The organism is Pusillimonas noertemannii, assembly GCF_003096595.1.
Lineage (GTDB): Bacteria > Pseudomonadota > Gammaproteobacteria > Burkholderiales > Burkholderiaceae_B > Pusillimonas > Pusillimonas noertemannii.
The window spans coordinates 591127-604707 of the sequence record NZ_QEKO01000001.1 but is presented as its reverse complement, the minus strand read 5'-3'; the positions used below and the strand labels follow the sequence as shown (position 1 = coordinate 604707).

Here is a 13581-nt window from a genome sequence, read left to right as displayed (position 1 = left end):
TCAGTACTCTAAAATACGCCAAGCCACACGGCCCGGCGGCAAACTGCCACCCGGCCACAGCGCATTCAACGCCAAGCCTAAAGCACAATCTATGTCATCGTCCATACCCTCTGTCGTACGCACCCGCTTCGCCCCCTCGCCCACCGGCTATCTTCACCTCGGAGGCGCGCGAACCGCCTTGTTTTCGTGGGCCTATGCGCGCCATCACCAGGGTGTCTTCGTGCTGCGCATCGAAGACACCGACCTGGAACGCTCCACCCCCGAGGCGGTGCAGGCCATACTGGACGGCATGCAATGGCTGGGAATGCAGCCCGACGAAGGCCCCTTCTATCAGATGCAGCGTATGGACCGCTATCGCGAGGTCATCGCCCAGATGCTGCGCGAGGGCTCGGCCTACCTGTGCTACAGCACGCCCGAAGAAGTCGAAGCCATGCGCGAGAAGGCCCGCGCCGCGGGCCTGAAGCCGCGCTACGATGGCACCTGGCGGCCCGAGGCCGGCAAGACCCTGCCCCCCGTGCCGGCCGACCGCAAGCCGGTGGTGCGCTTTCGCAGCCCGCTGCAGGGCAGCACCAGCTGGAACGACGTGGTAAAGGGGCCCATCAGCTTCGACAACGCCGAGCTCGACGACCTGGTCATCGCCCGCACCGACGGCACGCCCACCTACAACTTCTGCGTGGTGGTCGACGACTGGGACATGAAGATCACCCACGTGCTGCGAGGCGACGACCACATCAACAACACGCCGCGCCAGATCAACATTTTGCGCGCGCTGGGCGCCGAGCCGCCGCTTTACGGCCACCTGCCCATGATCCTCGGCCCCGACGGCGAAAAGCTTTCCAAGCGCCACGGGGCCGTCAGTGTCATGGAATACGACAAGCAGGGCTATCTGCCCGAAGCCATGGTGAACTACCTGGCCCGCCTGGGCTGGAGCCACGGCGACGATGAACTCTTCAGCCGCGAGCAACTGGTCGAATGGTTCGACACACGCAGCCTGAGCAAGTCGGCGGCCCAGTGGGACCCTAAAAAGCTCAACTGGGTCAATGCCCACTATATAAAGCACAGCAGCGACGAAGACCTGGCCGCGCACGTGGCGCCCCGTGTCGCTGAACTGGGCGGCGACCCCGGCAGCACGGATCTTCCAGCCGTCATGGCCCTGCTCAAGGATCGCGCCGAAACATTGAACCAGCTGGCCGACGGCGCCATGCTGTTCTGCGCGCCGCCGGTGCAGATCGACCCCGAGCTGGCCGCGCAGCACCTTACGCCCGAAGCCCGGGAAATTCTGCGCGACTTCGCCGAGCATGCGGGCGCGCTGCCTGTATGGGACACCGCCAGCCTGGCCGCGCTGATCCAGGAAACCCTGGCGCGCCACGGCGTCAAGATGCCCAAACTGGGCATTCCGTTGCGCCTGGCGACCACGGGCCGCAAGCAGACGCCGGCCATCGACGCCGTGCTGGCGCTGCTGGGCCGCGATGCGGTCTTGCAGCGCCTGGCTGCCCTGCAGGGCTAGGGCACGAGCGCTAGAACACGGGCAGGCGGTAGTCGCCGGGCATGCGCTTGAAGCCCAGCGGGCCCTCGGGGCCGTTCAGCACCATCTGTCCGCCGCGCAGCTGCACCTCGTACTCGTTCGTATAGATGGGGTCGCCCTGCTCGACCGCCACGGCGTTCGAATGCGTGGTGCGCATGACCAGGGTTTCTCCGGCGCGCTGCCAGCAGCCGGTTTCGTTCAGCGTCTGGTTCGGCTTGCCCGAACGCTTGAGCTGCTCGGCGTAGGCCATGCTGCCGTCCTGGTTGAGCGTCATCTGAACGTGCAGTTCGCCGGCAATGCCCTTGCGCTTGTCGACCGCCAGCCAGTTGCCGACCCAGGCGTCGCCCGCGGCAGCCTGGCCACAGGCCGTCTGTTTGTCCTCTGTGGGAGGCTTGGGGCCGGGAGCGCCGACGCAGCCGGCCATCAACGCGGCGACAGCGCCCAGCATGAGCCATGCGCGCCTGCCGTTCGCCTGCTTCCCCTCTGTGTCACTCATGTGATCTCCTGCATAGTTTGGCGATGTCCGCCATTGGCCGCATGCGAAGTAACCACAAGCACGATGCGGCTACGGCCCGAAAAGCACTGGCCCGGACCTACAATGGAGCCCAGACCCCATTCTATTAAAAAGGGCATCGCGTGGACTACTTCACTTTGCTTGTGTTGCATCTGTTTGCAGCCATTCTTTTCGTGGGCACGGTCTTCTTCGAGGTCCTGATGCTCGAGGGCATACGCCGGCATGTGCCGCGCGAAGCCATGCGGGCGGTCGAATCGGCCATCGGGCAGCGCGCCCGGCGGCTCATGCCCTTTGCCATCATCATTCTGTATGGCGCCGGCCTGGGCATGGCCTGGCGCTATCACACCGTGCTGGCCCAGCCCTTTGAAAGCACCCTCGGCACGCTTCTAAGCCTGAAGATATTGCTGGCGCTAAGCGTGCTGGGACACTTCATCTATGCCGTCAGGCTGGGCGCGCAGGGCCGGCTCAAATCGCGGCAATCGCGCCTTATCCACCTGAGCGTATTCGCGCACGTCGTGGCCATCGTATTCCTGGCCAAGGCCATGTTCTACCTTGGCTGAAACCCCGCCCGGAAACCGGTCTTGTCCCGCCCGGCGGACCACTGCCGCAGCGTACGAATAAATACAAAAAATATTTTTCCCGCCCATGCTGCGCCGCACGATCGGCCGCTAGGCAAAGACTGGCGGGGCTTGGCGTAAAATCGCCCTCCCGCGCTCGCTCCAACATGCACATTCCAAGAAAAAATCAAGCCCCAAATCCGCTTGCCTAGGCCTCGCACACTTACTACAATTAGTGCCTGAAACACGCCCAACCACAATATATAGTGGTCGGCTCCACAAGAGCGGTGTTCTCCAACAACCGCCGGAAACCTCCCTACATACCACCCCGAACGCAAGGCACCGCCGTCCACCGGCGTGCCATCGACTACTCCAGGAGCCTTCATGCAAACGCCCACCATCGCTGAGTCCCGGCCAGAAGCCGTTCCCCCGTCCCAGCCCTCCTCCAAAGAGCAGGCTCAGGCCACGGGTCAATGGCACAACTTCAACATCATCCGCCGCAATGGCGCCGTGGTCGGCTTCGAGCCCAGCAAAATCGCCATTGCCATGACCAAAGCCTTTCTGGCGGTCAACGGCGGCCAGGGCGCGGCTTCGGCACGGGTGCGCGAACTCGTCGACCAGCTCACCTCGCAGGTCGTCAATGCGCTGGTGCGCAACCGGCCCAGCGGCGGCACTTTCCATATTGAAGAAATCCAGGACCAGGTCGAACTGGCCCTCATGCGCTCGGGCGAGCATGACGTCGCGCGCGCTTACGTGCTTTACCGCGAAAAGCGCTCCCAGGAGCGCGCCCGGGCCGGCCAGCAAGAGCCCGCCGTCGAGAAAAGCACGCTCAACGTCAACGACAACGGCACGATGCGGCCGCTCGACCTGGCCAAGCTGCGCACCACCATCCTCGAGGCCAGCCAGGGTCTGCCCATCGAAATCGACGTCGACGGCATCCTGAAAGAAACCGTCAAGAACCTCTACGACGGCATTCCCGTCGACGAAGTCTACAAGTCGGCCATTCTGTCGGCGCGCGCCATGGTCGAGACCGACCCCGCCTACAGCCAGGTCACGGCCGGACTGCTGCTGCACACCATCCGCAAAGAAGTCCTGGGCCAAGAGGTCGCCCAGTCGGCCATGAACGAAGGCTACGCCGAATACTTCCCCCGCTTCATCAAGGCCGGCATCGAAAACAGCCTGCTCGACAACAAGCTCAGCCAGTTCGACCTGCCGCGCCTGGGCCGCGCCCTGAAGGCCGAGCGCGACCTGCAGTTCAACTACCTGGGCCTGCAAACGCTGTACGACCGCTACTTCCTGCACGTGCGCGGCCGCCGCATCGAACTGCCCCAGGTGTTCTTCATGCGCGTGGCCATGGGCCTGGCGCTGAACGAAATCGACCGCGAAGCCCGGGCCATCGAGTTCTACGAAATTCTGTCCTCGTTCGATTTCATGAGCTCCACCCCCACGCTGTTCAATTCGGGCACCCTGCACTCGCAGCTGTCGTCGTGCTATCTCACCACCGTGTCCGACGACCTCGAGGGCATCTACGACGCCATCAAGGAAAACGCGCTGCTGGCCAAGTACGCCGGCGGCCTGGGCAACGACTGGACGCCCGTGCGCGCGCTGCGCAGCCACATCAAGGGCACCAATGGCGAAAGCCAGGGCGTGGTGCCCTTCCTCAAGGTGGTCAACGACACCGCCGTGGCGGTCAACCAGGGCGGCAAGCGCAAGGGGGCCGTCTGCGCCTACCTTGAAACCTGGCACCTCGACATCGAAGAGTTCCTCGAGCTGCGCAAGAACACCGGCGACGAGCGCCGCCGCACCCACGACATGAACACGGCCAACTGGATCCCCGACCTGTTCATGAAGCGCGTCATGGAAAACGGCGACTGGACCCTGTTCTCGCCTTCCGACGTGCCCGACCTGCACGACAAGTACGGCACCGAGTTCGAAAAGGCCTACACCGCCTACGAGGCCAAGACGGTCAGCGGCGAACTGCCCCTGTTCAAGACCATCCCGGCCATCTCGCTGTGGCGCAAGATGCTGTCCATGCTGTTCGAAACCGGCCATCCCTGGCTCACTTTCAAAGATCCTTGCAACATCCGCTCGCCGCAGCAGCACGTGGGCGTCGTCCACAGCTCCAACCTGTGCACCGAGATCACGCTCAATACCAACGAGTCTGAAATCGCCGTGTGCAACCTGGGCTCGGTCAACCTGGCCGCCCATCTCAAGCAGGACGCCAGCGGCCAGTACGTGCTCGACCACGAAAAGCTCCAGCGCACCATCGACACGGCCATGCGCATGCTGGACAACGTCATCGACATCAACTACTACGCCGTTTCCAAGGCCCGCAACTCCAACGTGCGCCATCGCCCCGTCGGCATGGGCGTCATGGGCTTCCAAGACTGCCTGCACCTGATGCGCGTTCCCTTTGCCTCCGACGCCGCCATCGAGTTCTCCGACCGCTCGATGGAGGCCGTGTGCTACTACGCCTACTGGGCCTCCAGCAAGCTGGCCCTCGAGCGCGGCTCGTACGCCTCGTTCAAGGGCTCGCTGTGGGACCGCGGCATCCTGCCGCAAGACACGCTGGCCATGCTGCGTGAACAGCGCGGCGGCTACGTCGAGATCGACGACAGCAGCAGCCTCGACTGGGACACCCTGCGCAGCCACATCCAGCAGAACGGCATGCGCAACTCCAACTGCATCGCCATCGCCCCCACCGCCACCATCTCGAACATCGTCGGCGTCTCGCCGTGCATCGAGCCCACCTACCGCAACCTGTACGTCAAGTCCAACCTGTCGGGCGAGTTCACGGTGGTCAACGACTACCTGGTGCGCGACCTCAAAGAGCGCGGCCTCTGGGACGAAGTCATGGTCGCCGACCTCAAGTACTTCGACGGCAGCCTGGCGCGCATCGACCGCATTCCGGCCGACCTGCGCGAGCTCTATGCCACGGCATTCGAAGTCGACCCCCAATGGGTGGTCGAGTGCGCGGCGCGCCGCCAGAAATGGATCGACCAGGCCCAGTCGCTCAACATCTTCATGGCGGGCGTGTCCGGCAAGAAGCTCGACGACACCTACAAGCTGGCATGGCTGCGCGGCCTGAAGACCACCTACTACCTGCGCTCCAGCGGCGCCACCAATGCCGAGAAATCCACCGGACGCGGCGGTGAGCTCAACGCCGTCTCCAACGGCAGCTCCAGCAGCGCCGCGGCCGCGGCGCCCGCCGCCGCCCTGCCCGAAGCCGAAGTCGTGGGTGCGGTATGCACCATGCGGCCCGGCGACGAAGGCTTCGAAGAATGCGAAGCCTGCCAGTAATACAAAGAGGCCACATACTATGTTGAATTGGGACGACACCCCTCAAGCCCCGGCAGCGCCCACGGCGCGGCCGGCCACCGCCACCCCGCAACCCTCGCGGGTCTTCGACGACACCGCCATGCCGGCGCCTGCCGCACCGCAGGCGGCAGGCGCCGCGCAAGCGGGCGGCGCCACCGGGCAGCGCGTGCGCGCCGCCGACAAGCGCATCATCAACGGCGAGACCGACGTCAACCAGCTGGTGCCCTTCAAGTACAAATGGGCCTGGGAAAAATACCTCGCCACTTGCGCCAACCACTGGATGCCGCAAGAAATCAACATGTCGCGCGACATCGCCCTTTGGAAGAACCCCACCGGGCTCACCGAAGACGAACGGCGCATCGTCAAGCGCAACCTGGGCTTCTTCGTAACCGCCGATTCGCTGGCGGCCAACAACATCGTGTTGGGCACCTACCGGCACATCACGGCTCCCGAATGCCGCCAGTTCCTTCTGCGCCAGGCATTCGAAGAAGCTATCCACACCCATGCCTACCAGTACATCGTCGAAAGCCTCGACCTCGACGAATCAGAAATCTTCAACGCCTATAACGAGGTTCCCTCGATCAGGGCCAAAGATGAATTCCTGATCCCGTTCATCAACGCCATCGCCGACCCCAACTTCAAAACGGGCACCCCCGAAGCCGACCAGACCCTGCTCAAATCGCTCATCGTTTTTGCATGCCTGATGGAAGGTTTGTTCTTTTATGTTGGTTTTACGCAAATACTTGCGCTGGGCCGCCAGAACAAAATGACGGGCGCCGCCGAGCAGTACATGTACATCCTTCGCGACGAATCCATGCACTGCAATTTCGGCATCGATCTCATCAACACGGTCAAGCTCGAGAACCCGCATCTCTGGACTCCGGCCTTCCGCGAAGAAATCCAAGAGCTCTTCAAAAAGGCCGTAGACCTTGAATATGCTTACGCTGAAGACACAATGCCGCGCGGCGTGCTGGGTTTGAACGCATCGATGTTCAAGTCTTATTTGCGCTTCATCGCCAATCGCCGCTGCCAGCAAATCGGTCTCGAGCCGCTGTTTGCGCAAGAAGAAAATCCCTTCCCATGGATGGCCGAAATGATCGATCTTAAAAAAGAACGCAACTTTTTTGAGACACGCGTCATCGAATATCAAACCGGAGGCGCACTTAGCTGGGAATAATGCTTGGAGACATCAACTCCTTACGTTAGACTCTAGGCGTGCAAGATGCTCATGCATCATGCACGCTTGCGCCATTTGAGATGGGTCGCACCCTTTCGTGGGGGCCATATCAAATGGGTGAACGTACCTCTACGATTCATTCTCAAGGAGCTTGATCATGGCAACAGCCAAAAAGGCCGCGAAGAAAGCGGCTGCAAAGAAAGCAACAGCAAAGAAAGCAGCACCGGCCAAGAAAGTAGTCGCCAAGAAAGCAGCACCCGCCAAGAAGGCCGCCGCCAAAAAAGTAGTGGCCAAGAAGGCTCCCGCCAAGAAAGCGGCAGCTAAAAAAGTAGCAACCAAGAAGGTCGCCAGCAAGAAGGTCGCAGCTAAAAAAGCACCGGCCAAAAAAGCGGCAACCAAGAAGGTCGCAGCAAAGAAGGCCGTAGCCAAGAAAGCCGTAGCCAAGAAAGCCCCGGCCAAAAAGGCAGCAAGCAAGAAGGTCGCGGCAAAAAAAGCCGTAGCCAAAAAAGCACCCGCCAAGAAAGCGCCCGCCAAAAAGGCCGCAGCAAAGAAGGCAGTTGCTAAAAAGGCGCCGGCCAAGAAAGCCGCTGCCAAAAAGGCAGTAGCCAAGAAAGCCCCGGCCAAGAAGGCTCCCGCCAAAAAGGCCGCTGCCAAAAAAACCAGCGCCAAGGCAAGTGCCAAGGCCACCAAGGACACCACTGCGGCAACACCGGCAAGCAAAACGGTAAACCCCGCTGCATCGTGGCCCTTCCCTACCGGCGGCCGCCCCTAAAACAGGGCCCTACCGTAGAAGCAAGCATCAAACTGCCCGGCACGCCCGGGCAGTTTTTTTTCTTTTCCCCGCCGCATTGCCCCAAGCCAAATTCAGTCATGCGACAATGGCGCTTTGCAACCCTTCAAGCCTGAACCCATGATCAGCGGCATACTCGGATTCATCTTCGACATCGTCTTCTTGCTGTTCGGCATCGCATTGATCGTGCGCGCCTGGGCCTATGCAATACGCCTGCATCCCTTCAATCCCTATTCGCAAGCCGTCATCCGCTTGACCGACTGGCTGGTGCAGCCCATACGCAAGCTTGTGCCCCCGCGCGGCAAGGTCGATCTGCCAAGCCTGCTGGCCTGCTGGCTGACCGCGCTGGTGTATTTGCTGGCCACATGGATAGTGCTGACGGGCCAGCTTCCCGCTGTGCAGGCCTTGCTGCCCGCATTGGTGGCCAGCCTGCTTACCGTATTGAAGTGGGCCTTGAACCTGGTGGTGTGGCTTACGCTCATTCAAGCCATATTGTCATGGGTGAACCCCATGGCCCCCATCATGCCGGTGCTGCACACGCTTACCGCCCCTCTGCTGGACCCCATTCGGCGCATCATGCCCAACCTGGGCGGCTTGGATCTTTCGCCCCTGGTGCTGCTGATACTGGCGCAGGTAGCCATGATGATCGTGCAGCGCTTCGCCTTTGCCGCCCTGGCGGTATAGAAAGAACAAGCTCTTCATAAAGCCCTGGCAAGTTCCGGCAAGGCACACGCCGGCGCAAGGCAAAAAAAATCCGGCATGCAAGATGCCGGATTTTTTTGCCGCGTCGACCGGGCGTCAATGCGCTTGCGCTTTATGCGGGCTGGCCCGCGCGCAAGCCGTATTACATGGGCACGACGCGGGTAGGTCCGCCGCCGCTGATGAGGCGCACACGCTGGCCCGAGGTAAACGATACGTCGGCCTCTTGGGCCACGACGCGGGTTTCGCCGTTGTCGAGCCGCACGGTGATCTCAAGGCCCTGCCTTCTGTTCACCTGGTTTTCAACGGTATTGCCCAGCAGGCCGCCCAGTATGGCGCCGCCTACCGTGGCAATCGCCCGGCCCGAACCGCCGCCCACCGCATTGCCCGCCACGCCGCCCAGTGCGCCGCCCGCCAACATGCCGGCACCGCTGGATTTGTCGTCTTGGATGGTGACGGCACGCACGGACACCACCGTGCCGGTACGCACGATTTGTTCTTGCTGGGCCTGGCCGAAGGTGTAGACCGAACTGGACGCGGACTTGTTTGCGCAACCGGCCAATATGGCCATGGAGGCCGCCACGGCCGCTACCGCTATCAGGCGCCGATAAGACGGGCCGGACCGCACTACGAATGCTGAACTCATGGAAGACTCCTTTCGGTGCACGGCAACCGGATCATATCAGGCCGATGCCATAGTGCTGATTGAGTAACGCGCCGATCTGGGCGCGAGTAGGCTGATGGTTTTGGGGGCCCTTTGAAGAGATTTTAATGGCACCCATCACATTCGCCAAGCGACAGGCATCGGCCAGCGGCCAGTCGTTGACCAGGCCGTAGAGCAGGCCGGCGCGGTGCGCGTCGCCGCAGCCCGTGGGGTCGACCACCTGGCTTACCGCGATCGGTTCGATATCGGTCGCGACGCCGTCGGCGTACAGGATGGCGCCTTCGCTGCCGCGGGTTACCACAGCCGCCTGCAGCCCTTTGGAAATATCAAGAATACTGCGTCCGGTGCGCTGCTCGATGACGCTGGCCTCGTAGTCGTTGGCCGTGAGCATCTGCGCCATCTCGAGCATCTGCAGCAGGTCGTCGCCGTTGAACAGCGGCATGGCCTGCCCCAGGTCGAATATGAAGGGCGTGCCCTGGGCCTTGAGGCGCTGCGCGTTGGCAAACATGCCTTCTTTCGAGTCGGGCGCGACGATGGCCCATGCGGCCTGCGTTCCGCTGAGGTCGTTCTCCGACGAGCGGGACATGGCGCCCGGATGAAAGGAGGCGATCTGGTTGCTGTCGAGATCGGTGGTGATGAAGCACTGCGGCGTGTAGGTGTCGGGCAGCACCTTGACCAGGGACGTATCGATGTCCAGACGCCGCATGTACTCGAGGTAGTCGCCCGCATCGACGCCCACCGTGCCCACCGGTACCGGATGGGCGCCCAGCAGCTTGAGGTTGTAGGCAATGTTGCCCGCGCACCCGCCGTACTCTTTGCGCATCGAGGGCACGAAGAAGGAAACGCTGAGCGACTGGATGCTGTTGGGCAGGATGTGGTCCTTGAAGTGGCCCTCGAACACCGTGATGGTGTCGAAAGCCACCGAACCGCATACCAATATCTTGTTAGGCATGTTGACCCTTACGGAAAGAACTTGTCGAGCTGGTAACCGTTGATCTGCACGCCTTCGACCGCAAGCGGCACCGATACGCGCACTTCGCTTCTGGCGGGAAATGGCCGTTGCAGGGAGAGTTCGGGCAGATAGTCGGAAGGCGCCAGGAGTCTCCGGACCGCCACCGTGCCCGAGAAATCGACCAGCTCGACCGACAGTGTCGGCCACTGCTGGGGCCGGTCGTAATTGTTGCGCAACACCACATTGAGCATCAGGCGGCTGCCCTGGGCGGCCTCTTGCCCGTCTCGTACCGCCTGCAGGGATGAGTCCATGATGGCAATCTGCGCGATGCGGCGCGGATACTCTACCGTGCAGCCCAGGGTTTCGCAGTAGCGCTCGAGCGCGGGCCGCAGGGAAGGCAGCTCGCTGGCGATCTGGACCCGGTAGATATATGCGGCCTGAAGCACCGCGGCCGCCAGGCCCAGCAGCACCAGCAGGCTCCAGAACACGCCCCCCAGGCCGATGCCGCCTGGCCGCTCTTCTACATGGACGAACTCGGGACCCGCCTCGTGCCCATGGCGGGGTTCGACATACAGGCCCGAGCCCGTGTCCCGATAGCCGTCATCTTGATAGTCGTAATGGGCGTCGCGGCCGACCGAATGGGCCTGGCCGACCGTGTGGCCGCGCCCGTCGTCGAGCCGCTGCTCGGTATCACGCAGGGTGAACGAGGGCTGCTCGGCGGATGCTGGCTCGCGCACGCGTATGGGTACGCCGGAGCCGGCATGGCCCGGCCCGGAAACGGTGAACCTGGGCTCGCCCGGCGCGGCTGCGGCCGGCGCGCTGGAGGCAGAAAAGCTGGGTTCACCCTGAGGCGCATGCACCGCGGGCGCCGCCGGCGGCACCGAGGGCTCGGCCGCCGAAGCGGGCACGACCGCTTCGTAGCCGTCAAAGATGTGGGCGCAATTGATGCAACGGATATAACCCTTGCGCAGCTGCAACTGCTGCAAGCTGATTGGAAACTCGGCTCCGCATTGGGGACAGCGGGTGGTTAGATCCATATGCAAATATCGAACGTCGTCAGCTGCGCTGGCCGCTAAGGCACACCCATCCTTCTCGGGCACGCCACACGCTCAGTTGCAGCCACGGTGCATAGGCCTGGGCGACCTCGTGGGCCTGGCGTTCGAGAACACCCGACAGGACCAGCGACCCGCCCGGAGCGACGCGGTTGGCCAGCATGGGCGCCAGCACCTTCAGGGGATTGGACAATATGTTCGCCACAACGACCTCGACCTGCCCTTCAGGCAGGTCGTCGGGCAGCATGGCCCGCAGATCGCTGCGATTGACCTTGGCATTGTACTCGGTAGCCCGGACGGCCTGTTCGTCGATGTCGACGCCGGTGGTCGGCCCCGCGCCCAGCAGCTTGGCCGCAATGGCCAGAATGCCCGAGCCGCAGCCGTAGTCGAGCACGGAGCGTCCGGCCTGCAGGTGTTGTTCGAGCCATTCGAGGCACAAATGGGTGGTGGGATGGCTGCCCGTGCCGAAAGCCAGGCCGGGATCGAGCTCGATGTGGATGGCCCCCGCCGAGGCGGCCTGCGCCGGCACGGCGGGGTCGTCCCGATGCCAGCTGGGCACGATCCAGAGCCGTTCGCCAATGTGTATGGGCCCGAACTGCGCTTGCGTCAGCTTGACCCAGTCGGCGTCGGGCACGTCGCGGGTGGTCCAGCCGCTGGCCATGAAATCCAGCCCGCACAAGGCATGGGTCTGCTCGAGCACCTGCTCGGGATCGATGCCGTCGGGCAGCAGGGCCACGACACGGTTGCGGCGCCAGGCCTGGACCTCGGGCTCGGTCCCGGGCTCGCCGAACAGAGGTTGCTCGGCCTCGGTGTCGCTGTCGGCATCTTCTACGGATACCGACAGCACGCCCGCCGCGAGCAGCGCGTCTGAGAGGGCCTCTGCCTGTGCTTCCTGGCAGTGCAGCACGAGTTCACGCATGGTTGTTTGTTCCTGGAAAGTCCGAAAGCCCTCGACTGAACGGAAGAGCCTCCGGCTTTCGGCTAGGGTCGTTGCGACAGCTTGTGCTCGAGATAGTGGATGCTGGTTCCACCCTCGACAAAATTGCCGTCGCGCATCAGTTCGCGATGCAGGGGAATGTTGGTCTGGATGCCCTCGACCACCATTTCGGACAAGGCGATCTCCATGCGCGCGATCGCCTGGCGGCGCGTATCGCCATAGGTGATGAGCTTGGCGATCATGGAATCGTAGTTGGGGGGCACCGTGTAGCCGCTGAAGACGTGGGAGTCCATGCGCACGCCCGGACCGCCCGGCGTATGCCAGTTGGTGATCTTGCCGGGGCTGGGGATGAACTTGAAGGGGTCTTCGGCGTTGATCCGGCACTCGAGGGCGTGGCCGCGAAACTGGATGTCGCGCTGGCGCAAGGTGAATTTTTCGCCGGCGGCGATAAGGATCTGCTGCACGACCAGGTCGATGCCGGTGATCATTTCGGTGACGGTGTGCTCGACCTGGATGCGGGTGTTCATTTCGATGAAGAAGAACTCGCCGTCTTCGTACAGGAACTCGAACGTGCCCGCGCCGCGATAGCCCATTTTGCGGCAGGCGTCCGCGCACCGCTCGCCGATGCGCTCGATGAGGCGGCGGGCGATGCCCGGCGCCGGCGCCTCTTCGATGACTTTCTGATGGCGGCGCTGCATGGAGCAGTCGCGCTCGCCCAGCCACACCGCGTTGCGTCCGCCGTCGGCCAGCACCTGGATCTCGATATGGCGGGGGTTCTCGAGGAACTTCTCCATATAGACTTCGGGGTTGCCGAAGGCTGCGCCCGCCTCGGTGCGCGTCATGGACACGGCATTGAGCAGGGCCGCCTCGGTATAGACCACCCGCATGCCGCGCCCGCCGCCGCCGCCGGCCGCCTTGACGATGACCGGATAGCCCACCTCGCGCGCGATGCGCTGGATTTCCTCGGGGTCGTCGGGCAAGGCGCCGGCCGAACCGGGAACGACGGGAACGCCAGCCTCGATCATGGCCTGCTTGGCGCTGACCTTGTCGCCCATCATGCGGATGCTTTCGGGGCGCGGGCCGATGAAGACGAAGCCGCTTTTTTCGACGCGGTCGGCGAAGTCTGCGTTTTCAGCCAGGAAGCCGTAGCCCGGATGGATGGCTTCGGCGTCGGTGACCTCGGCCGCCGAGATCAGCGCCGGCATGCTCAGGTAGCTGTCGCGCGCGGCAGCGGGCCCGATGCACACGGCTTCGTCGGCCAGGCGCACGTACTTGGCATCGCGGTCGGCCTCTGAATAGACGACGACGGTCTTGATGTCGAGTTCGCGGCAGGCCCGCTGTATGCGCAGGGCGATCTCACCCCGGTTCGCGATGAGGATTTTCTCAAACATGGATT

Annotated in this window: 12 protein-coding genes; 6 read left to right on the top strand and 6 right to left on the bottom strand. The window is 63.1% G+C overall.

The window, feature by feature from the left end:
- The first annotated feature begins 91 nt into the window (after positions 1-91).
- Positions 92-1507 (top strand): glutamate--tRNA ligase, encoded by a 1416-nt coding sequence (gene gltX / locus C7440_RS02820; RefSeq protein WP_116517393.1) that lies wholly within the window; start codon positions 92-94, stop codon positions 1505-1507.
- A gap of 10 nt (positions 1508-1517) precedes the next feature.
- Here the strand turns inward: gltX and C7440_RS02815 are convergent, their stop codons facing one another.
- Complete coding sequence (locus tag C7440_RS02815; RefSeq protein ID WP_116517392.1) at positions 1518-2021, bottom strand: hypothetical protein; 504 nt, start codon at positions 2019-2021, stop codon at positions 1518-1520.
- Between the two features lie 140 nt (positions 2022-2161).
- Here C7440_RS02815 and C7440_RS02810 point away from each other — a divergent pair, with 140 nt between their 5' ends.
- The 5 genes from C7440_RS02810 (at position 2162) to C7440_RS02790 (ending at position 8565) form a co-directional block, all read left to right on the top strand.
- Positions 2162-2599 (top strand): CopD family copper resistance protein, encoded by a 438-nt coding sequence (locus C7440_RS02810; RefSeq protein ID WP_017525736.1) that lies wholly within the window; start codon positions 2162-2164, stop codon positions 2597-2599.
- Positions 2600-2980: 381 nt separating this feature from the next.
- On the top strand, positions 2981-5896 hold the full coding sequence (locus tag C7440_RS02805; protein WP_017525735.1) for a ribonucleoside-diphosphate reductase subunit alpha: 2916 nt from the start codon (positions 2981-2983) through the stop codon (positions 5894-5896).
- Between the two features lie 19 nt (positions 5897-5915).
- A complete protein-coding gene (locus C7440_RS02800) occupies positions 5916-7091 on the top strand; it encodes a ribonucleotide-diphosphate reductase subunit beta (protein WP_116517391.1) in 1176 nt (391 codons plus the stop codon).
- A gap of 157 nt (positions 7092-7248) precedes the next feature.
- The gene (locus tag C7440_RS02795) at positions 7249-7863 is read left to right on the top strand and encodes a histone H1-like DNA-binding protein (RefSeq protein WP_083851370.1); all 615 of its coding nucleotides are present in this window, start codon (positions 7249-7251) and stop codon (positions 7861-7863) included.
- A gap of 138 nt (positions 7864-8001) precedes the next feature.
- A complete protein-coding gene (locus C7440_RS02790; protein ID WP_017525732.1) occupies positions 8002-8565 on the top strand; it encodes a YggT family protein in 564 nt (187 codons plus the stop codon).
- Between the two features lie 160 nt (positions 8566-8725).
- Here the strand turns inward: C7440_RS02790 and C7440_RS02785 are convergent, their stop codons facing one another.
- From C7440_RS02785 to accC, 5 genes are all read right to left on the bottom strand, one after another.
- The gene (locus C7440_RS02785; RefSeq protein ID WP_017525731.1) at positions 8726-9226 is read right to left on the bottom strand and encodes an outer membrane lipoprotein; all 501 of its coding nucleotides are present in this window, start codon (positions 9224-9226) and stop codon (positions 8726-8728) included.
- A 31-nt stretch (positions 9227-9257) separates the two neighbouring features.
- Positions 9258-10196, bottom strand: coding sequence for a carbohydrate kinase family protein (locus C7440_RS02780; protein ID WP_116517390.1), 939 nt, complete (start codon positions 10194-10196; stop codon positions 9258-9260).
- Between the two features lie 8 nt (positions 10197-10204).
- Positions 10205-11233 carry a zinc-ribbon and DUF3426 domain-containing protein gene (locus C7440_RS02775; protein WP_116517953.1) on the bottom strand — a complete coding sequence of 343 codons (1029 nt, stop codon included), beginning with the start codon at positions 11231-11233 and terminating at the stop codon, positions 10205-10207.
- 19 nt (positions 11234-11252) lie between these two features.
- Positions 11253-12167, bottom strand: a complete 915-nt coding sequence (prmA, locus tag C7440_RS02770) for a 50S ribosomal protein L11 methyltransferase (RefSeq protein WP_116517389.1) — start codon at positions 12165-12167, stop codon at positions 11253-11255.
- Positions 12168-12229: 62 nt separating this feature from the next.
- On the bottom strand, positions 12230-13576 hold the full coding sequence (gene accC / locus C7440_RS02765; RefSeq protein WP_017525727.1) for an acetyl-CoA carboxylase biotin carboxylase subunit: 1347 nt from the start codon (positions 13574-13576) through the stop codon (positions 12230-12232).
- Positions 13577-13581: the final 5 nt, after the last annotated feature.

Bases quoted from the DNA above. Each gene is read 5' to 3' on its own strand.
- gltX (WP_116517393.1), top strand. From the start codon at position 92: ATGTCATCGTCCATACCCTCTGTCGTACGCACCCGCTTCGCCCCCTCG.
- C7440_RS02815 (WP_116517392.1), bottom strand. From the start codon at position 2,021: ATGAGTGACACAGAGGGGAAGCAGGCGAACGGCAGGCGCGCATGGCTC.
- C7440_RS02805 (WP_017525735.1), top strand. From the start codon at position 2,981: ATGCAAACGCCCACCATCGCTGAGTCCCGGCCAGAAGCCGTTCCCCCG.
- C7440_RS02800 (WP_116517391.1), top strand. From the start codon at position 5,916: ATGTTGAATTGGGACGACACCCCTCAAGCCCCGGCAGCGCCCACGGCG.
- C7440_RS02795 (WP_083851370.1), top strand. From the start codon at position 7,249: ATGGCAACAGCCAAAAAGGCCGCGAAGAAAGCGGCTGCAAAGAAAGCA.
- C7440_RS02790 (WP_017525732.1), top strand. From the start codon at position 8,002: ATGATCAGCGGCATACTCGGATTCATCTTCGACATCGTCTTCTTGCTG.
- C7440_RS02785 (WP_017525731.1), bottom strand. From the start codon at position 9,226: ATGAGTTCAGCATTCGTAGTGCGGTCCGGCCCGTCTTATCGGCGCCTG.
- C7440_RS02780 (WP_116517390.1), bottom strand. From the start codon at position 10,196: ATGCCTAACAAGATATTGGTATGCGGTTCGGTGGCTTTCGACACCATC.
- C7440_RS02775 (WP_116517953.1), bottom strand. From the start codon at position 11,233: ATGGATCTAACCACCCGCTGTCCCCAATGCGGAGCCGAGTTTCCAATC.
- prmA (WP_116517389.1), bottom strand. From the start codon at position 12,167: ATGCGTGAACTCGTGCTGCACTGCCAGGAAGCACAGGCAGAGGCCCTC.
- accC (WP_017525727.1), bottom strand. From the start codon at position 13,576: ATGTTTGAGAAAATCCTCATCGCGAACCGGGGTGAGATCGCCCTGCGC.